Source organism: Pseudomonas sp. F-14 TE3482 (assembly GCF_053629455.1).
Genome location: NZ_JBRJII010000001.1, coordinates 2,082,648 through 2,106,488, shown reverse-complemented (window position 1 = coordinate 2,106,488; position 23,841 = coordinate 2,082,648). Strand labels below are relative to the sequence as shown.

Here is a 23,841-nt window from a genome sequence, read left to right as displayed (position 1 = left end):
TGTTGAATGAAAGAATGCAATCGCGAGCAGGCTCGCGCCCACAGGTTTTGTATCGATCTGAAAGTTATTCGAACAACGCGTCCAATGCCTGCTCCAGGCGCGTCACGGCAATAATCTGCAACCCCGGCGGCGCCTCTTTCGGCGCGTTGCCCTTGGGCACAATGGCGCGCTTGAAGCCGTGCTTGGCCGCCTCCTTCAAGCGTTCCTGGCCGCTCGGCACCGGGCGCACTTCACCCGACAAGCCGACTTCACCGAACACCAGCAGATCATGGGGCAGCGGCCGATTGCGCAAACTGGACATGACCGCCGCCATCAAGGCCAGGTCGGAAGCGGTTTCCAGCACCTTCACCCCGCCGACCACGTTGAGGAACACGTCCTGATCGTGGGTCGGAATGCCGCCATGTCGATGCAAAACCGCCAACAACATCGCCAAGCGATTCTGATCCAGTCCGAGCGTTACCCGGCGAGGGTTGGCCAGATGGCTGTCGTCCACCAACGCCTGGACTTCCACCAGCATCGGCCGGGTGCCTTCCCACGTTGCCATGACCACACTACCCGGGACTTCTTCCTGGGCCCGGGTCAGAAAAATCGCCGAGGGGTTGGAGACTTCTTTCAAGCCCTTGTCGGTCATGCCGAACACGCCCAATTCGTTGACCGCGCCGAAACGGTTTTTCACTGCCCGCAAAAGACGCAGGCGTCCATCGGATTCGCCTTCGAAATACAGAACGGTGTCGACCATGTGCTCCAGCACTCGGGGACCGGCCAGCGCGCCTTCTTTGGTGACATGGCCCACGAGGAAAATCGCCGTGCCGCTTTGTTTGGCGTAACGCACCAGCAATGCTGCACTTTCGCGCACCTGGGAAACGCCCCCCGGTGCCGATTGCAGTTGCTCGGTGAAAATCGTCTGGATCGAGTCGATCACCATCACCTTGGGCTTTTCCTGCCGGGCCGTGGCGATGATGGTTTCGATGCAGGTTTCGGTCATCACCCGCAGCTGATCCTGAGGCAAGCCCAAGCGCCGGGCGCGCATGGCCACTTGTTGCTGGGACTCTTCGCCGGTGACATACAGTGCCGGCATGCTCTTGGCGAGGTTGCACAAGGTTTGCAACAAAATGGTCGACTTGCCGATACCCGGATCACCACCGATCAACACCACCGAGCCATCCACCAGGCCGCCGCCCAGAACGCGATCCAGCTCGCTGGACGCCGTGGAGAAACGCGGAATCTCTTCGACGCTGACTTCGGCCAGGGTTTTGATCTGCGCCTGCTGGCCGGTCCAACCGGTGCGCCCGCTGGGGGCTGCGGCGCCGCCACTCTCGACCATGGTTTCGGTCAGCGTGTTCCAGGCCCCGCATTCGCCGCACTGGCCGGCCCACTTGGGGAAGGTTGAGCCACACTCGGTGCAGCCGTACATGCGCTTGGCCTTGGCCATCTGAACTCCCGGCAAAAACCGCGATGATAGCTCAGCTCGCGCGGATCAGCGCGGCGGCGCCGTACGGATTTCACCGCTGGCCAGACGCGCGGCGCTGTTGCCCAGCGGATCTTCGGCGTTCATGTCCGCCCCTTTGGCCTTGAGCGCGTCCAGCAACTCAACGCGTTTGAACAACCCGGCGTACATCGCGGCAGTCTGCCCTGCGCCATTGCGTTGATCGGGACTGCAATGAGCGGCCAGCAAGGTCCTGGCGATCTGCACTTCGCCTTTGAAAATCGCGCCCATCAACGCCGTGTTGCCGCGTTGATCCTGGGCGCAGGCGTCCGCCCCGGCAGCGAGCAAACGCTCCACTGCAGCGCTTTGGCCATGATAGGCGGCCAGAATCAGTGCGGTGTAACCCTTGCTGTCGCGGGTATCGAGGGAATAGCCGGCCTCGATGAAGGTATCGAGCATCGGCACATCACCGCGTCGAGCGGCATCAAAATAGTAATCCTGTAGTTGGGCTTTCAGCGCCTGAGGGTTCTTCGAGGCTTGCACATCAGGCCCGGCGAACACACTGAGCGACCAGCACGCCAGAAACACAGAAAGATAAAAACGCATGACGCAACTCCTTGATCAGACGGGACCTCGCATGAGGCCCCGCTTCAGGCAGATGGATCAGTCGACCAGTTTGGCCGCCAGCGCCCTGACCCGAGCCAGATCACCCTTGGCTACTTTGGCCACTCCGGTCCCGTATTCCGGATCGGCCTTGTACAGGAAGGACAGGATGATGTGCTTGCTCTCGTCATCGGTAGTGGCCAGTGAGCCACCAAAGCTGTCGATCAGGTCCTGACGTTCCTTCGGGTTAAACGAGCGATACAGATCGCCGGCCTGCTTGAAGTTCTGCTCGCGCTGAATCTTCACCTGTTGCGTGCTGCCCGACAGGGTCGACTGGCTGTAACGCGCGGTTGGCGGCTCTTCACGGGCCAGCAGGCGACTTGGCTGGTAATTTACGCCGGTGCTGCTGGCGCCGATGTTCATTGCGCCATCCTGATTACCGTTGTTCACGGCGACTTTGGGTGCGTTGATCGGCAACTGCAGAGCGTTGGCCCCCAGACGATACAGTTGGGTATCGGCATATGAGAACACTCGTCCTTGCAATAAGCGATCTTCCGAAGGTTCGATACCCGGAACTAAATTGGCCGGGGCCATGGCCACTTGTTCGGTTTCCTGGAAAACATTCGCCGGATTGCGGTTCAACACCATTTGTCCAACTTTTCGTTCCGGCACACCTGGCCAGATCTTGGTCGCGTCCAATGGATCGAAATCAAACTTGGACAAGTCTTGTGGATTTAGAACCTGGATGTACAAGTCCCATTTAGGAAAGTTGCCCTTGTTAATATTGGCGACCAAGTCGTTAGTCATATGACTGTAGTCTTGACCTTGAACACCCGTCACTTCTTTAGGGTCGAGATTCTTTAACCCCTGCAAACTTTTCCAATGGAATTTTACATAGTGCACATCGCCTTTGGCGTTCACTAACTTGTAGGCATGTACACCGTTACCATCCATCTCCCGATAACTGGCCGGCGTACCGGAGTTGGAATACAACTCGGTCAAGGTGCGAGTGGCTTCTGGAACATGGGAGAAAAAGTCGAAACGACGGGAATCATCGTCAAGGTTGGTGCGCGGGTCTGGCTTAAAGGCGTGAACCATGTCTGGAAACTTGATCGCGTCACGGATGAAGAAGGTCGGAAAATTGTTGCCGACCAGGTCCCAGTTGCCGTCTGCGGTGTAGAACTTGGTGGCGAACCCCCGCGGATCACGCAAGGTTTCCGGCGAATGGTTGCCATGGACCACAGCGGAGAAACGCACAAATACCGGCGTGCTCTGGCCGCCGGCGAACACCTTGGCCTTGGTCAGGTCACTGAGGTCGTCGGTTACGGTGAACGTGCCATGGGCGCCAGTGCCACGGGCATGCACCACGCGTTCGGGAATGCGTTCACGGTCAAAACGCTGGAGTTTCTGGATCAGTTGCACGTCTTGCAGCAGCACCGGCCCGGTCGCGCCGGCGGTTTGCGAGTTCTGGTTGTCGCCGACGGCGGCACCGTTATCGCGGGTCAAGGTCGCTGCATTGACGGAGAAGGACAGCAGGCTGGCGGTCAGAACGCCAAGGGTACGAGGGAAGGGAAAAGCCCCGAGGCCAAGGGGAGTTGTCATGGAAGTTTCCTCTGGTTTTATAAGGCGCATCCAGGTGCGCCCCACAGAGGCTAGTGACCCAAAGGCCAAAACATAAATAGAAATGCCGCACCGAGCCGATAGCGAAAAGGTTCTGGAATACCCGGTCTAGAGCGGTTAGTCGCGCGCGAATGGTAGCACTTTGTAAACTAATTGCCGGAAGATGTGTCGATAAGAGCGAGCATTGTAAGGCGGTGTTTCGAGCGCCAGCCGTTTTGCTGATTTACACTGCGTTCACCAACCTCATCTGTAACAAGGAAATAACCTATGGGCGTGATAAGTGAGTTCAAGGCCTTCGCGGTCAAAGGTAATGTGGTCGACATGGCCGTGGGTATCATCATCGGCGCCGCCTTCGGCAAAATCGTTTCGTCATTTGTCGGCGACGTGGTGATGCCGCCAATCGGCTTGCTGATCGGTGGGGTGGACTTCAGTGACCTGGCCATTACGCTCAAGGCTGCCAACGGTGATGTCCCGGCGGTGATGCTGGCCTACGGTAAGTTCATCCAGAGCCTGATCGACTTCATCATCGTCGCCTTCGCGATCTTCATGGGCGTCAAGGCCATCAACCGCCTGAAACGTGAAGAGGCCGTTGCGCCCACCCTGCCGCCGGTTCCAACCAAGGAAGAAGAGCTGCTGGAAGAGATTCGCGATCTGCTCAAGGCTCAGAACAATCAGCCCTGATGACTGATTGCCCCAAGTAACGGCGCCTTCAGGGCGCCGTTTGTTTACCAGTAGTTTTCCACTGCCACCTGGCCGGGTCGTCGACTGAGGCTCAGGCGCATGTCTCGTTGTTTGAGCAACTTGCGCGTGTCATCGATCATCTGTGGATTACCGCAGAGCATCACCCGCGAATGCTCGGCTGTCAGCGCTACACCGGCCGTGCGCTCTAGCTCGCCACTTTCCATGAGTGTCGTGATCCGCCCATTCAGGGCCCCCGGATGCTGCTCGCGGGTGACGGTGGCAATGAACTGCAGCTTGTGCGCGTATTCGGCCAGATAATCGCGCTGGGCGAGCCCTGCAATCAGCTCCTGATACGCCAGCTCCCGTGCTTCGCGCACGCTGTAGACCAGGATGATTCGTTCGAATTTCTCCCACACCTCGAAGTCCTGCAGGATCGACAGAAACGGCGCCAGCCCCGTGCCTGTGGATAACAACCAGAGGTCACGGCCATCGACGAAGCGATCCAGCGTCAGATAACCAAAGGCCTGCCGATCGACGAGCAGCGTATCGCCGACTTCCAGCCGGCTCAGTTCACTGGTGAACTCCCCTCCCGGCACGACAATGGAGAAGAACTCCAGGAACTCGTCATAGGGGGACGAGACCATGGAATAAGCCCGCCACACTGTACTGCCGTCGGCCTTGGTCACGCCCAGCCGGGCGAATTGCCCTGCGCGAAAACGAAAGCCCGAATCCCGGGTGGTTCGCAGGGTAAACAGGTTTGGAGTCAACGGCTGGACGTCGAGCAGTGTCTGGCGTGTGAATTTCTCTGCACTGGCAGTCATTGGGTCGCTCCATTCAACAGATAACGCCAGTGTCCCGCAAAGCAGAAGGTATAAACACCGGTGATTTGTAATGGCTTTGCCTCACCTCACCAAACAGTAGAAATACAAATATGATATGCAGTTGATTCCTGTTGATCCGTTAGTAAGCTAAGAACTGGTTTATGCAGTTGCATATTTTTTTTTAGAGCAAAAAAATCCACCACGCATGTAGGAATTCTCCTACAATCGTGACGTGCCGGATATCGGATCCAATCAGCACCAACGACAGTAAGGCCGCAATGGAGCTACCCCATGAAAGTGTGGAAGGAGTCACAGTTAACGCAGCTTTCTTACGCTCAGAAAATAGAGACCGCGTACGAGATTTCTCTCAGTCTTGTTAAAAATCTTGGCTTTAATTTCTGTGCATTTTCAATAACATCCCAAGTAAGGGGGATACGCCGCCATACGATCAATCTGAATAATTATCCCACCGAATGGAACACAAAATATGAACAAGAGCACTTCAGTGAAGTCGACCCGATACTAGCCCATTGCAATCATTCCGAATTACCGATTCTTTGGCAGGAAGAAATCTTCTGCAAGACACCCACACTGTGGCAAGCACAAAAACAGCAAGGCTTGCGCTATGGCTGGTCCCAATCCGTTCATGATGAGAACGGGCTTTGCAGCATGCTGAGCCTGGCCAGAAGCCACTGTCCGATTACGACGCATGATCTGTATAAAAATCTGGGCTACGCCTTGTTCATTAGCCGTCACCTGCATGGGCTTGTGGCGAAAGAACTGCCTGCACCCTCAAAACCAGGCACAGTGCATTTATCATCCCGGGAAATCGAGGTGCTGAAATACTCAGCCGATGGCAAGACGGCAGACGAGGTCGCGATCATCCTCAACCTCAGTCCAAGCACGGTACAGTTCCATATACGCGGCGCCATCCGAAAATTCGGCGTAAACAACAAAATTGCGGCAGTGATCAGAGCCGCGAAAGTGGGCGTCATCTGAATCTGTTTGAATCCGGTAATCCCCGCGAGTAATCCAAGCGAAAAAACCGTACCATCTGCGATCCAGTCCTGAGTGATGCCGTGTGAAATTCCACGACGTAGTCCACTCGGAATGGCTCGCCCGTTATAAGCCTCTGCGCGGCGGGCCACTCGTTGATTATCCTCCGTTGATTACCCAGAGCCCCCCGTCTCATGCCTCTGCTCGAAACCCCCTTCGCTCAACTCGATCTGATCCGCCAGCCAGAACAGCCGAACGAACCGTTGCAAGCCTTTGATGCCGCAGACGAATACCTGCTCACTCATCTGGCCGGGCAACAACCGGCAGCCGATACCCGCGTGCTGGTGCTCAACGACAGCTTCGGCGCTTTGGCCGCCAGCCTGGCGGGCAAGGTTCGGGTGACCAGCAGCGGCGATTCGTTTCTGGCGTTTCAGGGGCTGGAAAAAAACCTGATACGCAATGGCCAGACGTTTGATGCAGTGCCGAAGGTGCCTGCCAGCGAAATATTCGTCGGGCCGTTTGACCGGGTATTGATCCGGGTACCGAAAACCCTGGCCCTGCTGGAAGAGCAACTGATCCGGCTACAAGGGCAACTGGCTCCTGGCGCTCAAGTGATTGCAGCCGCAATGGTGAAGCATTTGCCACGCGCTGCGGGCGATCTGCTGGAGCGTTACATCGGCCCGGTGCAAGCCTCGTTGGCCGTCAAGAAGGCCCGGCTGCTGATCGCCACGCCCCAAGACAAAGCGCCCGCGACCTCCCCCTACCCGACCCGCTATCGACTCGACGACCCTGCGATCGAACTGCTCAATCATGCCAATGTGTTCTGCCGCGAAGGGCTGGATATCGGCACGCGGGCCTTTTTGCCGCACTTGCCGAAGAACCTCGGCGCAGCACGGGTTGCCGATCTGGGGTGTGGCAACGGCGTACTGGCGATTACCAGTGCCCTGCAAAACCCTGAGGCGCACTACACGCTGGTGGACGAATCGTTCATGGCCGTGCAATCGGCCACTGAAAACTGGCGCGCGGCGCTGGGTGATCGCGACGTGATCGTGCGGGCCGGCGATGGGTTGGCTGAGCAGGAACCTCAATCCCTGGACGTGGTGCTGTGCAATCCGCCGTTTCACCAACAGCAAGTGGTCGGCGATTTCCTGGCTTGGCGGATGTTCCAGCAGGCGCGTGAATCGTTGGTGGTGGGCGGCGCGCTGTACATCGTCGGCAATCGTCACCTGGGTTATCACAGCAAGCTGGCGCGGTTGTTCCGCGGCGTCGAGCAAGTCGCGGCCACACCCAAGTTCGTGATTCTCAAAGCACGCAAATAATCACGGACAAAAAAAACCCTCCATCGCAGGAGGGTTATAAATCCGTGCCGCAAGGCAACGGGATGGGAATTTCAGTGGGTACTCAGGCCCGCGGCATTCATGAACATGCGCATTAGCGTGGCCACGATGAACAGTGCCACGACGCTGCCGGCCCAGATCATCGCCAGCCAGCCGAGCCGCTGCCACAGCGGCTTTTTCTCGGCGGCTTCGATTTCCTGCAAATCAGGTTTGCCAGCCATCATCGTTTTCTCCTCTGCAACGGCGCAGGATTCAATGCTGCGCCGTAGTCACTAGTGGTAACCATCTTCGTGGGTGACCTTGCCGCGGAACACGTAGTAGCTCCAGAAGGTGTAGCCCAGGATGAACGGGATGATGAACAGCGTGCCCACCAGCATGAAGCCCTGGCTTTGCGGCGGTGCGGCGGCGTCCCAGATCGAGATCGACGGCGGCACGATGTTCGGCCACAGGCTGATACCCAGACCGCTGTAGCCGAGGAAGATCAGCACCAGGGTCAGCAGGAATGGCGTGTAATGCGCATTGCGGGCCACCGCGCGAATCAGGCCGTACATGGTCACCAGCACCAGAATCGGCACCGGCAGGAACCAGAACAGGTTCGGCAGGGTAAACCAGCGTGCGGCAATCTCGGCGTGGGCCAAGGGTGTCCAGATGCTGACGATGCCAATCACCGCCAGCACCACGAAGGCCAATGGCCGCGCCAGATCATGCATCTGCTCCTGCAGCTTGCCTTCGGTCTTCATGATCAGCCACGTGCAACCGAGCAGCGCATAAGCCACCACCAGCGCCGCACCGCAGAACATCGTGAACGGTGTCAGCCAGTCAAGTGAACCGCCGGCAAACTGACGATTGACTACCGGTAGCCCATCGATGAACGCACCCAATGCCACGCCCTGGAAGAAGGTTGCGGCGATCGAGCCACCGATGAATGCCTTGTCCCAGAGGTGGCGTTTGTCGTCCTTGGCCTTGAAGCGAAACTCGAAGGCCACACCGCGAAAAATCAGCCCGATCAGCATAAAAATCAGCGGCAGGTACAACGCCGAGAGCACCACCGAATAAGCCAGTGGGAAGGCGCCGAACAATGCCGCGCCGCCCAATACCAGCCAGGTTTCGTTGCCGTCCCAGACCGGGGCGACGGTGTTCATCATGACGTCCCGATCGCTCTTGCCCTTGATGAACGGGAAGAGAATTCCGATCCCAAGATCAAAGCCGTCCATGACCACGTACATCATGATGCCGAAGATGATGATCACGGCCCAGATCAGCGGAAGATCAATACCCATGATTCAAATCTCCTTGTTCAGGCTGTGGTTGTGATCAGCGTCACCATTGTCATCGGCTGCGGACAGCGGACGGGCTGGTGTGCGTTTCTGGCCAGGACCACCTTCGTTGGTTTCCTTGCCTTCGTCGATCTTCGGCCCTTTGCGCACCAGGCGCATCATGTAGCCAAGACCGGCACCGAACAGTGCGAAATACACCACAACGAACATGATCAAGGTGATGCTCATCTGCACGAAGCTGTGCCCGGAGGACGCATCCGCCGTGCGCATCAACCCATAAACCACCCACGGCTGACGGCCGATTTCAGTGGTGAACCAGCCGGCGAGGATCGCGATCAGGCCTGACGGCCCCATCCACAGCGCCAGGTACAAGAACGGCCGCGAGGTATACAGCCTGTCGCGTTTACGCAACCACAGGCTCCACAAACCAGTGAAGATCATCAGCATGCCCAGACCGACCATGATCCGGAACGACCAGAACACGATGGTCGAATTCGGCCGGTCTTCAGGCGGGAATTCCTTGAGCGCAGGGACCTGTTTGTCCAGGGTGTGGGTCAGGATCAGGCTGCCGAGGTACGGAATTTCTACCGCGAATTTGGTCTTCTCGGCTTTCATGTCCGGCCAGCCGAACAGAATCAGCGGCGTCGGTTCGTCGCCGACATTTTCCCAGTGGCCTTCGATCGCAGCGATTTTCGCCGGCTGATGCTTGAGGGTATTGAGGCCGTGGAAGTCACCGATAACCGCCTGAATCGGGGCAACGATCAGCGCCATCCACATCGCCATCGAGAGCATGGTGCGGATCGCAGGGTTGTCCTTGCCGCGCAGCAAGTGCCAGGCCGCCGACGAACCGACGAAGAAGGCAGTAGCAACGAACGCCGCCGTGGCCATGTGCATCAGGCGGTAGGGGAACGACGGGTTGAAGATAATCGCCAGCCAGTCCACCGGAATAACCTGACCGTTGACGATCTCGTAGCCTTGAGGGGTCTGCATCCAGCTGTTGGAGGCCAGAATCCAGAAGGTCGAAATAAGGGTGCCGATGGCCACCATGACGGTAGCGAAGAAGTGCAGCTTGCGCCCGACCTTGTTCCAGCCGAACAGCATGACGCCGAGGAAACCGGCTTCGAGGAAGAAGGCGGTGAGCACTTCATAGGTCAGCAACGGCCCGGTCACCGAACCGGCGAAGTCCGAAAAACGGCTCCAGTTGGTGCCGAACTGATAGGCCATGACCAAACCGGAAACTACGCCCATACCGAAGTTGACGGCAAAGATCTTCGACCAGAAATGGTACAGATCGCGGTAAGTGTCGTTGTGCGTCTTCAGCCACAGGCCTTCGAGCACCGCCAGGTAACTCGCCAGGCCAATGGTGATGGCCGGGAACAGGATGTGAAACGAAATGGTGAATGCGAACTGAATCCGGGCGAGATCAAGTGCCTCCAAACCGAACATAAGTCTTCCTCTGTCAGGTAATACCGGCTGAAGGCTTGCGGCCTACACCCACTGCCCCCACGGATATGGAGTGTGGCGAATTCGAATTCGTTCTTTTTGGACCATCATCACAAACGTAGGGAGTCTGGCCATCTGGCCGCCGGATCAATTCCACGAAGGGTCTTGATCTGGATCAAGCAACGTTGAAAGAGTAGTCGCATTTTTGCCGATGGACGGTGTGGTCTTTTGCCGCGTGACAGGTTGCCTCATGGGTTTGGGCATGAGCTGCAATACATTTTTGGATGGGTGGAGTAACTGTGGCGAGGGGGCTTGCCCCCGTTCGGCTGCGCAGCAGTCGTAAATCCGGTTACTGCGGTGTACTTGGCAGAAATGAGTTGCTAGGTCTGGGGCCGCTTCGCAGCCCAACGGGGGCGTATGCTCCATGGATCGGTGTCTAGCTAACTAAATTTCTCAGCCCTGCAACTTCTGGTTACAGGTTGGTGATAATCTCGCCCTTCCCCTCGCCCAGACCTGCCTTCAGATGCCCAGCCAAGCGCCCCTGCTGTTACGTCATCACCGCCCGTTTATCGCGTTCTGGCTGGCTCGGGTATTCACCGCCAGCGGTTTTCAGATGTTGACCGTGGCCATTGGCTGGAATCTGTATCAACTGACCGGCAACGTACTCGATCTGGGTTTGGTAGGTTTGGTGGAGTTTGCTCCGCGGGTATTGTTCATGCTGCACACCGGGCATGTCGCGGATCGCTATGACCGGCGCAAGGTCGCGGCGATTTGCCAGTCCCTGCAAGCGCTGATCGCCCTGTCGCTGGCCATCGGCAGCGCGACCGACCAGGTCACCCGGGAGATGATCTTCATCCTCGCGTTCCTGCTCGGCGCCGCCCGCTCCTTCGAAATGCCGACGACTCAGGCATTGCTGCCGAGCATCGTGCCCAGCGCCTTGTTCCCCCGTGCCGTTGCCGCCGCGCAATCTGCCCAACAATCAGCCACCATCATCGCCCCGGCGCTGGGCGGTTTGCTCTATGCCTTCGGCAGCGTTTGGGTGTATGGCCCGACGGTGATCCTTTACCTCATCGCTTGTGCGCTGATGCTCAACCTCCCGGCCCGGCAAACACCGCTGAACAAGGGCAAGGCCACCCTGGATTCGCTGCTGGCGGGTATCCGCTTCATTCGCAGTCGTCCGGACATTCTCGGGGCGATTTCCCTGGACCTGTTTGCCGTCCTGCTGGGTGGCGCAACCGCGCTGCTGCCGGTGTTCGCCAAAGACATTCTGCTGACTGGCCCGTGGGGTCTGGGCCTGCTGCGTTCGGCCCCTGCAGTCGGTGCGCTGCTGATGTCGTTGTTTCTGGCGCGATTTGCCGTTGAGCGCAACGTCGGACGGGTGATGTTCACGGCCGTGGGCGTATTCGGCGTGGCAACGATCGCTTTCGGCCTGTCGACTTCGTTCTGGTTCTCTCTCGCCGTGCTGGTGGTATTGGGCGCAGCGGACATGATCAGCATGGTGATCCGCGCCTCGTTCGTGCAACTGGAAACCCCGGACGAGATGCGCGGCCGGGTCAGCGCGGTGAATGGCTTGTTCATCGGCGCTTCGAATCAGCTCGGCGAGTTCGAATCCGGCTTGACGGCTCACTGGTTCGGCACAGTGCCGGCAGTGGTCATGGGCGGTATCGGCACGCTGATGGTGACCGGAGCCTGGATCAAACTGTTCCCGACCCTGGCCAACCGCGATCGTATGCATGTGCCGGTGGAAAAGGTCAGGGTCTGACGTAGTTGTCCAGGGCACTCTTAAACCACCAACTCCCCCGCCACCGTCGTCCGCGTGGCTTTGCCGCAGAGTTGCTCCACCAGCGCCAGCGCAAACTCCAACGCGGCGCCTGAACCCTGAGCGGTGATGCAGTTGCCATCGACCACCACCGGTTGATCGATGAAGTTACAACCCGACAGTTGATTGCTGACCGTGGGCAGACAAGTCATGCGTCGCTGGCGCAAAACGCCAAAGGTTTGCAGCGCCAGCGCCGGAGATTCGGCAATACCGGCGAACAGGCGCCCGGCGGCGGCCTGGTCCTTGATCAATTGTTGCAAGGGTTGGTGGGCCGCCAAATGCTGCGCCCCTACGGCACCGCCAGGCAGCACGATCAAGTCGAAGGGTTGGGCGAGCAAATCCACCAACATCGCATCAGCGGTCAAGCGGGTGCCGCGAGCGCAGGTGAGCATGCGCCGTGCCTCGATGCTGGCCACCACCACTTCAACCTTGGCGCGGCGCAGCACATCGATCAAGGTCACGGTTTGCAGATCGTCGATGCCCTCGGCGAGGGTAATCAGGGCTCTAAAGGTCATGGGCGCGGTCCACAGGATAATCTTTAAAGCGTAGTCAGCTTTCCTGACCCTTGTTCGAGGCCAGCCGTTACTTGATGTAAAGCTGCGTCGACATCGTGTTGCCGGGGGCGTTGATCGAGGTATTGCTGAACGTGAAGGTGCCGTCCTGCTTGCCCGCCAGGTTGAAGATGTACAGATAGCCGACGGTTTTTTTCCCGGCGGAGCACTCGGTCAGGTTGCCGGTATCAAAGGCACAGACAGGGGTTCGGGTGCCGTTCACCTCGAAACCGTCCAGTGCGACATGGGCTGCACGGCCGTAGCCGACCTCCAGCACATACACCTTGATGTTTGGCCCTTTGTGGTCGCAACGGGTTTGCGCCTGGCCGTCCGCAATACTTTCAAATCCACAGGATGGCGATTCGACCTTGAGCACCTTCACCTGGCTCAACGGTTGGGCCATGGCAGCAGAGGCTGTTTGCGCTCCGATGAAACAGCTGAGTAGCAATCCAAATGCCGCAATCACACGCTTATTAATGCAATACATATCTACCCCCTCCCTCCCCCAAAAAAACAGCGCGCAGTATGGCGCAGTTCCTTTTTGTGCAAAACATCGACGACGATCGCAGCCATAAGCAGCCATAGCCCCACGCTGCTGGTATGATGCGCGGCTTTTTCCGACCCACAGAAAATACCCAGGCGCCTGCAGCGGCCTGTGCTTTGCTGTTGAGGTCGATACATTCACGGCGCCGGGCGCGCCACGGGGAGCAGACATGCTGGAAAGGCTGTTTCAACTCAAGGCACATAACACCAACGTGCGGACCGAGATTCTGGCGGGCGTCACGACCTTTTTGGCCATGGCCTACATTCTGTTCGTCAACCCGAGCATCCTCGGCGAGACCGGCATGGACAAGGGTGCGGTGTTTGTCGCCACCTGCCTGGCTGCGGCCATCGGCTCGGCAACCATGGGCCTGATCGCCAACTACCCGATCGCCCTCGCGCCGGGCATGGGCCTGAATGCCTTCTTCACCTACACCGTGGTCCTGCACATGGGCCACACCTGGCAAGTGGCGTTGGGCGCGGTGTTCATCTCGGCGGTGATGTTCTTTCTGTTGTCGATCTTCCGCATCCGCGAATGGATCATCAACAGCATTCCGCTGGCGCTACGCTCGGCAATTGCCGCCGGTATCGGCCTGTTCCTGGCCCTGATCGCCCTGCACAACGCCGGCATCGTGGTCAGCAACCCGGCGACCATGGTCGGTCTCGGCGACTTGAAGCAACCGGCACCGATTCTCGCGACCCTTGGTTTTGCCCTGATCGTTGCCCTCGAAGCCCTGAAAGTACGCGGTGCGGTGCTGATCGGTATTCTGGCGGTAACCATCGTTTCGATCCTGTTGGGCTTCACCCCGTTCGGCGGCGTGATGTCGATGCCGCCGTCGCTGGCACCGACCTTCCTGCAACTGGACATCAAAGGCGCTCTGGACATCGGTCTGGTCAGCGTGATCTTCGCCTTCCTGTTCGTCGACCTGTTCGACAACTCCGGCACCCTGATCGGCGTGGCCAAGCGCGCCGGCCTGATGGGCAAGGACGGCCACATGCCGAAAATGGGCCGCGCCCTGATCGCCGACAGCACCGCGGCCATGGCCGGTTCCTTGCTGGGTACGTCGACCACCACCAGTTACATCGAATCCGCAGCCGGCGTGAGTGCCGGTGGCCGCACCGGCCTGACCGCCATCGTGGTCGCTATCCTGTTCCTGCTGGCGCTGTTCTTCTCGCCATTGGCGGCCAGCGTTCCAGCCTTCGCCACCGCACCTGCCTTGCTGTTCGTCGCCGTACTGATGACATCCGGCCTGGCGGAAATAGACTGGGACGACATCACCGTCGCCGCACCGGTCGTGGTCACCGCCCTGGCCATGCCATTCACATATTCCATCGCCAACGGCATCGCCTTCGGTTTCATCTCCTGGACTGCCATCAAGTTGTTGTCCGGTCGCGGCCGTGAGTTGAATTCGGCGCTGGTGATTCTGTCGATTCTGTTCGTTATCAAGTTGGGTTGGTTCAACGCATGACTTTTGACTCCCAGGCCTACACCGTTCAGCTCGAAGAAAAGGTCACGCGTCTGCGTGATCTGCTGGCCCCGTTCGGTGCTCCCGAACCCGCAGTGTTCGATTCGCCGCTGAAAAACTTCCGCCTGCGTGCCGAATTCCGCCTGTGGCGCGAAGCCGGTGATCGCCACTACGCGATGTTTTCCCAGGAAGACAAACGCACGCCGATCCTGATCGAAGAGTTCCCGATCGCAAGCCTGCGCATCAACCAGTTGATGCCGCAACTCAAGGCGGCGTGGCAAGCGAGTGCGGCCCTGAGCCACAAGCTGTTTCAGGTGGAGTTCCTCACCACCTTGGCCGGCGATGCGATGATTACCCTGTGCTATCACCGCCCGCTGGACGAGCACTGGCACGCAGCGGCGTCGAAACTGGCAGCCGACCTGAACGTCAGCATCATCGGTCGCTCGAAGGGCAAACGCGAAGTGATCGGTCACGATTACGTGGTCGAAAAACTCGAAGTTGGCGGCCGTACCTTCAGCTATCGCCAGCCGGAAGGCGCGTTCACCCAACCCAATGGCACCGTGAACCAGAAGATGCTCAACTGGGCGTATGACGCCCTCGGCGATCGCTCCGACGATTTGCTGGAGCTGTATTGCGGCAACGGTAACTTCACCCTGCCGCTTGCGACCCGCGTGCGCAAAGTACTGGCCACCGAAATCAGCAAGACCTCGGTCAATGCAGCGCTCAGCAACCTGAGCGAAAACGCAGTGGATAACGTCACGCTGGTGCGTTTGTCTGCCGAAGAACTGACCGAAGCCCTGAACGAAGTTCGTCCGTTCCGCCGCCTGCACGGCATCGACCTCAAGAGCTACGAATTCGGTAGCGTGTTCGTCGACCCGCCCCGCGCCGGCATGGACCCGGACACTTGCGAACTGATCCGGCGCTTCGACAACATCCTCTACATTTCCTGCAACCCGGAAACCCTGGCGGCCAACATCGCCCAGCTGCACGACACTCACCGCATTACTCAATGCGCGATGTTCGACCAGTTTCCGTGGACCCATCATATGGAATCCGGGGTGTTGTTGACCCGTCGTTGATCGCAGCCTCCTCCTACAAATCAGCCGTCCACCGGACGGCTTTTTTGTGGGCGATCAGAGAGCCGCATCGACCTTGCGCGGGCGACCGCCCTTCTTGCCGTTGGCCCGTGCAGCCTCGGCCTTCGCAGCGCTGCTCTGACGACCATTACGCGATGCGATCACCGAGGCGGCCATATCCATCAGCGGTTTGCTCGCCGAGATCAAGCCGGCGATGGACACCTGCAGATCCTTGTCTTCATGAAAAAGTGCGGCTCCGGCGAAACCGACTTTCAGCCCGGCGAAATCCTCAGTCTCGAAACCATCGAACTCTGGATAGTTTTTCACTGGCAACAACACACCGCTGCCATCCTCAAAACCGACGGCGAGACATGGATCAAGAAAGATCACCGTGGTCGCATTCAATCCAGCGCGACGGCGCGCCTCACCACTCTCGATCGCTTCGTCCAAAACGCCTTCGGTCACGGGGTGATCGACCTGCATTTTTGCGCTTATCGCTTTCATAATTCGATCTCCACCCCCTCAGGTGCTCCCATCAGGGTCAGTAGGGTCTTGTTGCCTTCAGGCTCATAGCGAGTCGAACCAATCATGTAAGTCGTACTGGCAATCCTCTTCATCACGACCACTTCATTGCCCTGCCAATCCCATAACTGATTGTCGAGGCAAGCCGTCTGCAATTTGCTCCACCAGATGCCACGGGCTCGCCGTAAATGGGCAGGTTGCCTGAGCGCCTGACGCAATCCCTCCAGCACAGCCAGAGGAGGTCGATGCGAATGAGGGACACATCCCAGAGCTCGACGCCGTTGTGCCAGAAGCTGAACCTGAAGCGCGCGCTCCATGTGCCTGCGTCGACGTGAACGTGTGGCGGGCAATGCTCATCACGCAACATGACCACCAGTGAAAACCCTTTGTAGCGGCATACATTTATGCTAACCCATCTGTTAGGTTATAGAGCTCGAAGATTCGCCATTCCTTGAAGAATCCGATAAGTGGCGCTGATCGCTTGGATCAACTGGCCACGTTTGAGCCTAGCGTTCCAGGTCGATCGGGCTCCGCCAATCAAGGCAAAAAAGAGTAAGCAATCCTTTCATCGCCAATACCTGGCCGGTAACCCGGCCCTGTATTTGTGCGCTCTTATTTGATAGATACAGACTCAGACACTTCATTTGATTCCCGGTGTAATCAATCATGCAGCGACATTTCGACGATCTTCAGCTTGGCAGCATCGAACTGTTTTGCCTGGCCGCCGAAGCTGGCAGCTTTACTGCCGCGGCTCTGGTGGCAGGTGTGACCCCGGCCGCCGTCAGCCGCTCGGTGTCGCGCATGGAAGAACGCTTGGGCGTGCGGCTGTTTGCGCGTACCACTCGCAGCGTCAAGCTGACCGACAGTGGCCGGCGTTATTTCGAAGAGTGTCGTGAGGCTCTCGCACAACTGGTCGAGGCCCAGCGCGAGGTGATGGGGCAGCAGCAAGAACCTTCCGGCACTTTGCGCATCAGCATTCCCACGACCTATGCCCATCATCGAATCCTGCCGTTGCTGCCTGCGTTTCGGGCTCGCTTTCCCGCCGTGAAAGTCGAGGCACACATCAGCAATCGCAACATCGATTTCGTCGGCGAAGGCTATGACATGGCAATCCGTGTGCGGGCCATTCCCGACTCCGGGCTGATTGCACGGCCGTTGGAGGACGCCGCGCTGGTGATGATTGCCAGCCCTGATTACCTGAAGCGCGCCGGCACCCCGCAGACCCTGGATGACTTGGCTCAGCACGAATGCATCCAGTACGAACTGCCCAGCAGTGGGCGGCGGATTGCCTGGCTGTTCAACGACAACGATGTGCCGCGGGAGATTTTGGCCGAGGGCAACTACTGCTGTTCCGATGACGTATTGGGCGGCGTGACGCTGGCAAAAAGCGGCGCGGGGATTTTTCAAACCTATCGCTTCATCGTCGAAAAGGAACTGGCGGACGGTTCGCTGGTGGAAGTGCTCGAGCCCTACGGCGGACGTTCCCGCCCCTTCACTCTGCTGTATCCGCAAAGCCGCCATGTGCCGTTGCGGCTAAGAGCGTTTATCGATTTTCTGGTTGAGCATCTGCCGCGCTGAAAAGATCGCACCTGTTGGAGCTGCCGCAGGCTGCGATCTTTTTGCGCATGTTCGATCACCGCACAAATAATCCAGGCCTGAAGCCCTCTTCAATTGACCTTATTAACCAGTTAGTACAATTTCTCTCCACAGGCTGAAATCCTCGGCCAATGCCAAAAATAATATGTGGAGAGATCCGATGTCCCCTATCGTTCTGGTGCTCAACGGCCCGAACCTGAACCTGCTGGGCACCCGTGAACCGGCGACTTACGGCCACGAAACCCTGGCGGACATTTCAGCGCTGTGCGGTCGCGCGGCCGAAGAGTTCGGCCTGACAGTGGAGTTTCGCCAGACCAACCATGAAGGCGAATTGCTCGACTGGATTCACACCGCCCGTGGCCGCTGCGCCGGGATCGTCATCAACCCGGCCGCCTGGACTCACACCTCGGTCGCCATTCGTGACGCCCTGGTCGCCAGCGAACTGCCGGTGATCGAAGTGCATCTGTCCAACGTCCATGCCCGTGAACCCTTTCGGCATCACTCCTTTGTTTCGTCCATCGCCACTGCGGTCATGTGCGGTTTCGGCAGCCACGGCTATCGTTTGGCGCTGGAGCATTTCAGCCATCGTTTGGAAGGTTAAGCGTCATGACACAGAACACCGTGGTATTGGCCGGGCTGATCGGTGCCGGCATTCAGGCTTCCCGCACTCCCGCGCTGCACGAGCATGAAGGTGACGCTCAGGGTTTGCGTTACCTGTATCGGTTGATCGATCTGGATCAATTGAAGCTCGACAGCAGTGCCCTGCCCGACCTGCTGATGGCCGCCGAACGAATGAATTTCACCGGGCTGAACATCACCTTCCCGTGCAAGCAGACGATCATCCCGTTGCTGGACGAATTGTCGCCGGAAGCCCGCGGTATTGGCGCGGTGAACACGGTGGTGCTCAAGGACGGTAAACGCATCGGCCACAACACCGATTGCCTGGGTTTTGCCGAAGGCTTTCGCCGTGGCTTGCAGGGCGTTGCTCTTGAGCGCGTCGTACAAATGGGCGCTGGTGGCGCAGGCGCGGCAGTGGCCCACGCGCTATTGAGCGAAGGCGTACAGCTGCTAAGCATTTTCGATGTGGATCAAGGTCGCGCTCAGTCGCTGGCGAACAACCTCAATCAGCATTTCGGTTTCGGTCGTGCCGTGGCCGGGCATGACTTGGCGAGCAACATGGCCGAAGCCGACGGACTGGTGAATACCACGCCGATGGGCATGAAAAAGCTGCCGGGCATGCCCGTGCCGGTTGAGTTGCTTCGGGCGCAGTTGTGGGTTGCGGAGATCGTCTACTTCCCACTGGAAACCGAACTGCTGCGCAACGCTCGCGCGCTGGGTTGCCGAACGCTGGATGGTGGCAACATGGCGGTGTTTCAGGCGGTGAAGGCGTTTGAACTGTTCAGCGGCGTGGTGCCGGATGCTCAGCGGATGCTGGCGCATTTTCAGAGCATGAAGGGTTGAGGTTTAAAAGATCTGAGGGCTGCTGCGCAGCCCAACGGGGGCTAGCCCCCTCGCCACAGATCAGGCCTGCAGATATCGCAAAACCGACTCGCAAATCATCTCCCGATGACGCTGCTTGATGCTTTCGTCCGGCAAGTCGATCTGAAAGATCTCACCGAAGGTATGACGGTTCGACACCCGATAGAAGCAAAACGAGCTGATCAGCAGATGCACATCCAATGGATCGAGGTCGGTGCGGAATACACCTTCTTCGCAGCCGCGACGCAAAATCTCGCCCAGTGAATCGAGGATGGTGTTGTTCATTGCCTTGATCGCATCGGAGCGCTTCACATACTCGGCGTTGTGAATGTTCTCGATGCTGACGATACGCACGAAATCGACGTTGCGATCATGGTGATCGAAGGTGAACTCCACCAACCGCCGAATCGCTTCCACCGGCGCCAGCTCGGCCAGGTGCAGACGGTTCTCGGTGCTGCGGATATCCCCGTAGAGTTTCTCCAGCACCTCGACGTAGAGCTGTTCCTTACTGCCGAAGTAGTAATAGATCATGCGTTTTGAGGTGTGGATGCGTTCGGCAATTGCATCGACGCGCGCACCGGAAAGCCCCTGCTGAACGAACTCGACAATGGCCTCTTGAAGAATGTTCTCGCGGGTCTTTTCCGGGTTGTTCTTGCGACTCTTGCGAGGCTCGGCAATTGGCTTTTCGGGCGCTACGGAGAGTTCTGTAATTATTGTCATTGCGGGCTCACGGCCATCACTGCACAAGCTGGCGATTATGGGCTGCCGCGCCCAGTGAAGGAAGTCGCGAGGCAGCAGTTATGTACCCGTGTTTACGATTTTCCTACAACTTTGCCTGACGTACGCCACCACTTCGCGATTTAGCCATGGCCGCCAGTCGCACCGCCACGTTGGCTGCGCCGTAACCCGCGTAGCCATTTTTGCGCTGGATGATTTCAAAGAAGAACCGCCCTTCGAACGGCTCGGTGTACACATGAAACAGCTCGCCGCCCTGAGCATCGCGGTCGTAAAGCACGTTGAAATAGGCCAGTTCGCTGAGGAATTCATCGTCGAAATCGAACCGCGCAGCGAGGTCATCGTAGTAGTTGAGCGGGATATCCAGCAGCGGCACGCCCGCCTCCTTGGCGCGGCTGACTTCGGCAAAGATGTCGTCGCAATCGAAAGCGATGTGATGCACGCCGGAACCGCGATAACTCGACAGTGCGTGTGAGATGGCGGTGTTGCGGTTCTCGGAAATGTTCAGCGGCAGGCGGATCGAACTGCAACGGCTGCGCAACGCACGGCTCTTCACCAAACCATACGGATCAGGCAGCACCACCTCATCGTCGGCTTCGAAATCCAGCAGGCTTTTATAGAACAGCACCCAACTGTCGAGGCTGTCGGCGGGCAGCGCCATCGCCATGTGATCGATACGCTTGAGGCCACCGCTGGCCACGGCCGTCGGTTGCAGGTTGAAGTCGGTGCCGTAGACGTCAGCGTTCTGGTCCACCAGGTAAATCAGGCTGCCGTCCGGCGCTCGCACCGCTGCCAGTTCCAGCTCATTGGGGCCAACGAGGCCGCGATAGGGCTGGCCTTTGTAAGCCACGGCACGGGCCAGCGCACTGGCGCTGTCCTGGACCCGCACGGCGGTGGCGCACAGCGATGGGCCGTGGGCCTCGAAAAAACTGTGGGCGAAGGAATAAGGCTCGCAATTGAGGATCAGGTTGATATCGCCCTGACGCAACAGGCTGACACTTTTGGAACGGTGCTGCCCGGCCTTGACGAAACCCAGCCGCTCCAGCCAATGGGACAGCTTGGCTCCGAGGCTTTCATCCACTGCGAATTCAAGAAACTCGATGCCGTTGTATTCGCTGGCGCTTGGGGTCTGGAACAGAATGTCGCGATTGGCTGCGGGCGTGGCTTCCTGTTCCAGACGTTGGCGGGTTTTCTCTTCCAGATACAGCAACGAACGCAAACCGTCGGCGGCGTTGGCTCGTGGCGGTGCGGCGCGGAAGCCGTCGTTGAAGATCTCCAGCGACAGCGGCCCGGTGTAGCCACTCTTGATGATGGGCGCAAGGAAGCCCGGCAGATCGAATTCGCCCTGACCCGGGAAGCAGCGGAAGTGTCGGCTCCACTCCAGCACATCCATGGCCAGGATCGGCGCGTCGGCCATTTGCACGAAGAAAATCTTGTCGCCGGGAATCTCGGCGATGGCGCTCGGGTCGCCCTTGAGCGACAGCGTATGAAAACTGTCCAGCAATACGCCGAGGCTTGGATGATCGGCCTGTTGAACGATGTTCCACACCTGCTGATACGTGTTGACGTGTCGACCCCACGCCAGCGCTTCGTAGCCGATCCGCAAACCACGAGCGCCGGCCCGTTCGGCGAGCAGGCGCAAGTCATCGACCAGGATCTGCTCATCACCGATGGAGTCGGCCGAGGCGTTGCTGCACACCAGCACCAGGTCGGTGCCCAGTTCCTGCATCAAATCGAACTTGCGCTCGGCCCGCTCCAGATTGCGTGGCAGGCGATCGCGGCGGCAACCTTCGAAATCCCGAAAGGGTTGAAACAGCGTGATGGCGATCCCGAGATCGGCGCACATCTGTCGGATTTCCCGCGGACTGCCGTCGTAGTAGAGAAGGTCGTTCTCGAAAATCTCCACGCCGTCAAAACCGGCGGCGGCGATGGCTTCGAGTTTTTCCGGCAAGGTGCCGCTCAAGGAAACGGTGGCAATGGAACGCTGCATGTGTCGACTCCCGGTGGTGGGGACATTCTTGTTGGGCAAATTATTGGCTTGACGAATCCACACAGCAATTCAAAGTGTACTACCCGGTTAGTTTTGCGGGCGATTATCGAACACAATGGCGGTTGGCGAATTGACGATTTTTCGTCCACTGCGCAACATCGACACCACATTGAGTCCGGCCGCGACCCTATGGACTCGGTTACCAAAGACCCTGAACACCACATAAAAATTTCAAAAAACGGGTACACGCTCATGCGCTTATTCAACGCCTTGTTTGCTTGCTCCACCCTCACGCTGTATCTGGCATCCATCCGAACCTTGCGCCCTCTCGGCCGAACCGTGCCGCTCGCTGAATAACGCGTTGTCGTCAGTCCGACGAAAACACCTCAGCCGATCAATCACACCCGCGCCTGGCGCCGTCGATTGATCACGCGCCCTTGAAGTCCCGACAAGCCTCGCTTGTCAGTCATTGAACGGATGGCACATACACATGATTCCTTCTCAAAGCTCTCGCGTGGCTCCGGCCATGGGCGTCGCCACTGGCGGCATCGGCGACAAAATCCGCGGCGCCATGGCGGTCGGCAAAACCCGCTGGGGGATGCTGGCGCTGGTGTTTTTCGCCACCACTCTGAACTACATCGACCGTGCTGCCCTGGGCGTCATGCAGCCGATCCTGGCCAAGGAAATGAGCTGGACGGCGATGGACTACGCCAACATCAACTTCTGGTTTCAGGTCGGCTACGCCATCGGCTTTGTGCTGCAGGGCCGGTTGATCGACCGGGTCGGCGTCAAACGCGTGTTCTTCTGCGCGGTGCTGCTCTGGAGCCTGGCCACCGGTGCTCATGGCCTGGCCACTTCGGCGGTGGGCTTCATGGTCTGCCGGTTCATTCTCGGGTTGACTGAAGCGGCGAATTACCCGGCCTGCGTGAAAACCACCCGGTTGTGGTTCCCCGCCGGCGAGCGTGCCGTGGCCACCGGCATCTTCAACGCCGGGACCAACGTTGGCGCGATGTTCACGCCCATGCTGCTGCCGCTGATCCTCCACGCCTGGGGCTGGCAAGCCGCGTTCCTGTGCATGGCGGCACTGGGCGGCATCTGGTTGCTGTTCTGGGGTCTGAAGTACTTCAACCCGGAAGAGCACCCGAGCGTCAAGCAATCGGAACTGGACTACATCCAGAAGGAAGTCGAGCCGGAACAATCCCGCGTACCGTTCTCGCGAATCCTGCGCATGCGTGGCACCTGGGCCTTCGCCCTCGCCTACTCGATTACCGCGCCGGTGTTCTGGTTCTACCTGTACTGGCTGCCGCCGTTTCTCAATCAGCAATACAACCTGGGAATCAACGTGACCCAGATGGGTATTCCGCTGATCATCATCTACCTCACGGCTGACTTCGGCAGTGTCGGCGGCGGCATCCTGTCCTCGTTCCTGATCGGTCGCGGGATCAACCCGATCAAGGCGCGATTGATGTCCATGTTCCTGTTCGCCTGCTGCATCATCGGCGTGGTCATGGCCGCCGGCTCAAGCAACCTGTGGCTCGCGGTGTTCGCCATCTCCCTGGCCATCGGTGCGCACCAGGCCTGGACCGCGAACATCTGGAGCCTGGTGATGGACTACACGCCCAAGCACATGATGAGTACGGTGTTCGGCTTCGGCGGGATGTGCGCGGCAATCGGCGGGATGTTCATGACCCAGTTGGTCGGCCACATTCTGACGGTCACCCACAACAACTACACCGTGCTGTTCACCATGATTCCGGCGATGTACTTCATCGCACTGATCTGGATGTACTTCATGGCACCGCGCAAAATTCCTACCGTCACCGCGTAAACTCCCTTCCCCCGGCAGGCCTGATTCCAGGCCTG

The 23,841-nt window shown here is 58.6% G+C and carries 22 protein-coding genes and 1 pseudogene; 10 read left to right on the top strand and 13 right to left on the bottom strand.

All coding sequences use genetic code 11. The annotated features are described in order from the left end of the window. Positions 1 to 64: 64 nt before the first annotated feature. From radA to katB, 3 genes are read right to left on the bottom strand one after another with little or no spacing between them, the layout of a single operon-like run. Complete coding sequence (radA, locus tag AB7M26_RS09500) at positions 65 to 1,432, bottom strand: DNA repair protein RadA (RefSeq protein WP_007937264.1); 1,368 nt, start codon at positions 1,430 to 1,432, stop codon at positions 65 to 67. Between the two features lie 45 nt (positions 1,433 to 1,477). Next, complete coding sequence (locus tag AB7M26_RS09495; protein WP_123498663.1) at positions 1,478 to 2,032, bottom strand: ankyrin repeat domain-containing protein; 555 nt, start codon at positions 2,030 to 2,032, stop codon at positions 1,478 to 1,480. Between the two features lie 57 nt (positions 2,033 to 2,089). Beyond that, complete coding sequence (gene katB, locus AB7M26_RS09490) at positions 2,090 to 3,631, bottom strand: catalase KatB (protein ID WP_123498661.1); 1,542 nt, start codon at positions 3,629 to 3,631, stop codon at positions 2,090 to 2,092. Between the two features lie 285 nt (positions 3,632 to 3,916). Here katB and mscL point away from each other — a divergent pair, with 285 nt between their 5' ends. Then, the gene (mscL, locus tag AB7M26_RS09485) at positions 3,917 to 4,330 is read left to right on the top strand and encodes a large-conductance mechanosensitive channel protein MscL (protein ID WP_007895273.1); all 414 of its coding nucleotides are present in this window, start codon (positions 3,917 to 3,919) and stop codon (positions 4,328 to 4,330) included. A 44-nt stretch (positions 4,331 to 4,374) separates the two neighbouring features. Here the strand turns inward: mscL and AB7M26_RS09480 are convergent, their stop codons facing one another. Next, the gene (locus AB7M26_RS09480; RefSeq protein WP_123498659.1) at positions 4,375 to 5,151 is read right to left on the bottom strand and encodes a ferredoxin--NADP reductase; all 777 of its coding nucleotides are present in this window, start codon (positions 5,149 to 5,151) and stop codon (positions 4,375 to 4,377) included. A 291-nt stretch (positions 5,152 to 5,442) separates the two neighbouring features. Between AB7M26_RS09480 and AB7M26_RS09475 the strand changes: the two genes are divergently transcribed. Together AB7M26_RS09475 and AB7M26_RS09470 are read left to right on the top strand one after the other, a co-directional pair. Then, a complete protein-coding gene (locus AB7M26_RS09475; protein ID WP_123498657.1) occupies positions 5,443 to 6,150 on the top strand; it encodes an autoinducer binding domain-containing protein in 708 nt (235 codons plus the stop codon). Between the two features lie 191 nt (positions 6,151 to 6,341). Beyond that, a complete protein-coding gene (locus tag AB7M26_RS09470) occupies positions 6,342 to 7,466 on the top strand; it encodes a methyltransferase (protein WP_123498655.1) in 1,125 nt (374 codons plus the stop codon). A gap of 71 nt (positions 7,467 to 7,537) precedes the next feature. Here AB7M26_RS09470 and AB7M26_RS09465 read toward each other — a convergent pair whose 3' ends face one another. The 3 genes from AB7M26_RS09465 to AB7M26_RS09455 are packed head-to-tail and all read right to left on the bottom strand — an operon-like array spanning position 7,538 to position 10,207. Beyond that, positions 7,538 to 7,705, bottom strand: a complete 168-nt coding sequence (locus AB7M26_RS09465) for a DUF2474 domain-containing protein (protein ID WP_162830918.1) — start codon at positions 7,703 to 7,705, stop codon at positions 7,538 to 7,540. A 51-nt stretch (positions 7,706 to 7,756) separates the two neighbouring features. Continuing rightward, positions 7,757 to 8,764 carry a cytochrome d ubiquinol oxidase subunit II gene (cydB, locus tag AB7M26_RS09460; protein ID WP_123359142.1) on the bottom strand — a complete coding sequence of 336 codons (1,008 nt, stop codon included), beginning with the start codon at positions 8,762 to 8,764 and terminating at the stop codon, positions 7,757 to 7,759. Positions 8,765 to 8,767: 3 nt separating this feature from the next. Beyond that, positions 8,768 to 10,207, bottom strand: a complete 1,440-nt coding sequence (locus tag AB7M26_RS09455) for a cytochrome ubiquinol oxidase subunit I (RefSeq protein ID WP_123498653.1) — start codon at positions 10,205 to 10,207, stop codon at positions 8,768 to 8,770. Between the two features lie 520 nt (positions 10,208 to 10,727). On the opposite strand from AB7M26_RS09455, the gene AB7M26_RS09450 reads away from it, so the two are divergent. Next, the gene (locus AB7M26_RS09450) at positions 10,728 to 11,966 is read left to right on the top strand and encodes an MFS transporter (protein ID WP_123498651.1); all 1,239 of its coding nucleotides are present in this window, start codon (positions 10,728 to 10,730) and stop codon (positions 11,964 to 11,966) included. Between the two features lie 20 nt (positions 11,967 to 11,986). Here AB7M26_RS09450 and AB7M26_RS09445 read toward each other — a convergent pair whose 3' ends face one another. Both AB7M26_RS09445 and AB7M26_RS09440 read right to left on the bottom strand, forming a co-directional pair. Then, positions 11,987 to 12,538: a DJ-1 family glyoxalase III gene (locus tag AB7M26_RS09445; protein ID WP_123498649.1), complete on the bottom strand. Its 552-nt coding sequence runs from the start codon at positions 12,536 to 12,538 to the stop codon at positions 11,987 to 11,989. 67 nt (positions 12,539 to 12,605) lie between these two features. Continuing rightward, a complete protein-coding gene (locus AB7M26_RS09440) occupies positions 12,606 to 13,061 on the bottom strand; it encodes a DUF4879 domain-containing protein (protein ID WP_123498647.1) in 456 nt (151 codons plus the stop codon). Positions 13,062 to 13,287: 226 nt separating this feature from the next. Here AB7M26_RS09440 and AB7M26_RS09435 point away from each other — a divergent pair, with 226 nt between their 5' ends. Both AB7M26_RS09435 and trmA read left to right on the top strand, forming a co-directional pair. Next, on the top strand, positions 13,288 to 14,583 hold the full coding sequence (locus AB7M26_RS09435) for an NCS2 family permease (protein ID WP_123498645.1): 1,296 nt from the start codon (positions 13,288 to 13,290) through the stop codon (positions 14,581 to 14,583). Further along, positions 14,580 to 15,659, top strand: a complete 1,080-nt coding sequence (gene trmA, locus AB7M26_RS09430) for a tRNA (uridine(54)-C5)-methyltransferase TrmA (RefSeq protein WP_123498643.1) — start codon at positions 14,580 to 14,582, stop codon at positions 15,657 to 15,659. The genes AB7M26_RS09435 and trmA overlap by 4 nt, the downstream gene beginning before the upstream one ends. A 54-nt stretch (positions 15,660 to 15,713) precedes the next feature. Here trmA and AB7M26_RS09425 read toward each other — a convergent pair whose 3' ends face one another. Continuing rightward, positions 15,714 to 16,160, bottom strand: coding sequence for a DUF2442 domain-containing protein (locus AB7M26_RS09425; RefSeq protein ID WP_123498641.1), 447 nt, complete (start codon positions 16,158 to 16,160; stop codon positions 15,714 to 15,716). Next, positions 16,157 to 16,584: pseudogene (locus AB7M26_RS09420) on the bottom strand (DUF4160 domain-containing protein). Before AB7M26_RS09420 ends, AB7M26_RS09425 begins: the two are co-directional and overlap by 4 nt. A gap of 260 nt (positions 16,585 to 16,844) precedes the next feature. Between AB7M26_RS09420 and AB7M26_RS09415 the strand changes: the two are divergent. The 3 genes from AB7M26_RS09415 (at position 16,845) to AB7M26_RS09405 (ending at position 19,235) form a co-directional block, all read left to right on the top strand. Beyond that, a complete protein-coding gene (locus AB7M26_RS09415) occupies positions 16,845 to 17,756 on the top strand; it encodes a LysR family transcriptional regulator (protein WP_123498637.1) in 912 nt (303 codons plus the stop codon). Positions 17,757 to 17,934: 178 nt separating this feature from the next. After that, the gene (aroQ, locus tag AB7M26_RS09410) at positions 17,935 to 18,375 is read left to right on the top strand and encodes a type II 3-dehydroquinate dehydratase (RefSeq protein ID WP_123498635.1); all 441 of its coding nucleotides are present in this window, start codon (positions 17,935 to 17,937) and stop codon (positions 18,373 to 18,375) included. Positions 18,376 to 18,380: 5 nt separating this feature from the next. Then, on the top strand, positions 18,381 to 19,235 hold the full coding sequence (locus tag AB7M26_RS09405; protein WP_123498633.1) for a shikimate dehydrogenase: 855 nt from the start codon (positions 18,381 to 18,383) through the stop codon (positions 19,233 to 19,235). A gap of 60 nt (positions 19,236 to 19,295) precedes the next feature. Here the strand turns inward: AB7M26_RS09405 and AB7M26_RS09400 are convergent, their stop codons facing one another. Both AB7M26_RS09400 and quiC read right to left on the bottom strand, forming a co-directional pair. Continuing rightward, on the bottom strand, positions 19,296 to 19,973 hold the full coding sequence (locus AB7M26_RS09400; RefSeq protein ID WP_123498631.1) for a TetR family transcriptional regulator: 678 nt from the start codon (positions 19,971 to 19,973) through the stop codon (positions 19,296 to 19,298). A 103-nt stretch (positions 19,974 to 20,076) separates the two neighbouring features. Next, on the bottom strand, positions 20,077 to 21,978 hold the full coding sequence (gene quiC / locus AB7M26_RS09395; RefSeq protein WP_123498629.1) for a 3-dehydroshikimate dehydratase QuiC: 1,902 nt from the start codon (positions 21,976 to 21,978) through the stop codon (positions 20,077 to 20,079). Positions 21,979 to 22,468: 490 nt separating this feature from the next. On the opposite strand from quiC, the gene AB7M26_RS09390 reads away from it, so the two are divergent. Next, entirely contained in the window at positions 22,469 to 23,806 is a 1,338-nt protein-coding gene (locus AB7M26_RS09390; protein ID WP_123498627.1) for an MFS transporter, read from the top strand. The last annotated feature ends 35 nt before the right edge of the window (positions 23,807 to 23,841 follow it).

Excerpts from the sequence above, each read along its gene's own strand:
- AB7M26_RS09480 (WP_123498659.1), bottom strand. The coding sequence starts at position 5,151 with ATGACTGCCAGTGCAGAGAAATTCACACGCCAGACACTGCTCGACGTC.
- trmA (WP_123498643.1), top strand. The coding sequence starts at position 14,580 with ATGACTTTTGACTCCCAGGCCTACACCGTTCAGCTCGAAGAAAAGGTC.
- aroQ (WP_123498635.1), top strand. The coding sequence starts at position 17,935 with ATGTCCCCTATCGTTCTGGTGCTCAACGGCCCGAACCTGAACCTGCTG.
- AB7M26_RS09450 (WP_123498651.1), top strand. The coding sequence starts at position 10,728 with ATGCCCAGCCAAGCGCCCCTGCTGTTACGTCATCACCGCCCGTTTATC.
- AB7M26_RS09390 (WP_123498627.1), top strand. The coding sequence starts at position 22,469 with ATGATTCCTTCTCAAAGCTCTCGCGTGGCTCCGGCCATGGGCGTCGCC.
- AB7M26_RS09400 (WP_123498631.1), bottom strand. The coding sequence starts at position 19,973 with ATGACAATAATTACAGAACTCTCCGTAGCGCCCGAAAAGCCAATTGCC.
- AB7M26_RS09445 (WP_123498649.1), bottom strand. The coding sequence starts at position 12,538 with ATGACCTTTAGAGCCCTGATTACCCTCGCCGAGGGCATCGACGATCTG.
- AB7M26_RS09425 (WP_123498641.1), bottom strand. The coding sequence starts at position 16,160 with ATGAAAGCGATAAGCGCAAAAATGCAGGTCGATCACCCCGTGACCGAA.
- AB7M26_RS09495 (WP_123498663.1), bottom strand. The coding sequence starts at position 2,032 with ATGCGTTTTTATCTTTCTGTGTTTCTGGCGTGCTGGTCGCTCAGTGTG.
- AB7M26_RS09465 (WP_162830918.1), bottom strand. The coding sequence starts at position 7,705 with ATGGCTGGCAAACCTGATTTGCAGGAAATCGAAGCCGCCGAGAAAAAG.
- AB7M26_RS09415 (WP_123498637.1), top strand. The coding sequence starts at position 16,845 with ATGCAGCGACATTTCGACGATCTTCAGCTTGGCAGCATCGAACTGTTT.
- katB (WP_123498661.1), bottom strand. The coding sequence starts at position 3,631 with ATGACAACTCCCCTTGGCCTCGGGGCTTTTCCCTTCCCTCGTACCCTT.
- AB7M26_RS09455 (WP_123498653.1), bottom strand. The coding sequence starts at position 10,207 with ATGTTCGGTTTGGAGGCACTTGATCTCGCCCGGATTCAGTTCGCATTC.
- AB7M26_RS09440 (WP_123498647.1), bottom strand. The coding sequence starts at position 13,061 with ATGTATTGCATTAATAAGCGTGTGATTGCGGCATTTGGATTGCTACTC.
- AB7M26_RS09435 (WP_123498645.1), top strand. The coding sequence starts at position 13,288 with ATGCTGGAAAGGCTGTTTCAACTCAAGGCACATAACACCAACGTGCGG.
- mscL (WP_007895273.1), top strand. The coding sequence starts at position 3,917 with ATGGGCGTGATAAGTGAGTTCAAGGCCTTCGCGGTCAAAGGTAATGTG.
- radA (WP_007937264.1), bottom strand. The coding sequence starts at position 1,432 with ATGGCCAAGGCCAAGCGCATGTACGGCTGCACCGAGTGTGGCTCAACC.
- AB7M26_RS09470 (WP_123498655.1), top strand. The coding sequence starts at position 6,342 with ATGCCTCTGCTCGAAACCCCCTTCGCTCAACTCGATCTGATCCGCCAG.
- AB7M26_RS09405 (WP_123498633.1), top strand. The coding sequence starts at position 18,381 with ATGACACAGAACACCGTGGTATTGGCCGGGCTGATCGGTGCCGGCATT.
- cydB (WP_123359142.1), bottom strand. The coding sequence starts at position 8,764 with ATGGGTATTGATCTTCCGCTGATCTGGGCCGTGATCATCATCTTCGGC.
- quiC (WP_123498629.1), bottom strand. The coding sequence starts at position 21,978 with ATGCAGCGTTCCATTGCCACCGTTTCCTTGAGCGGCACCTTGCCGGAA.
- AB7M26_RS09475 (WP_123498657.1), top strand. The coding sequence starts at position 5,443 with ATGAAAGTGTGGAAGGAGTCACAGTTAACGCAGCTTTCTTACGCTCAG.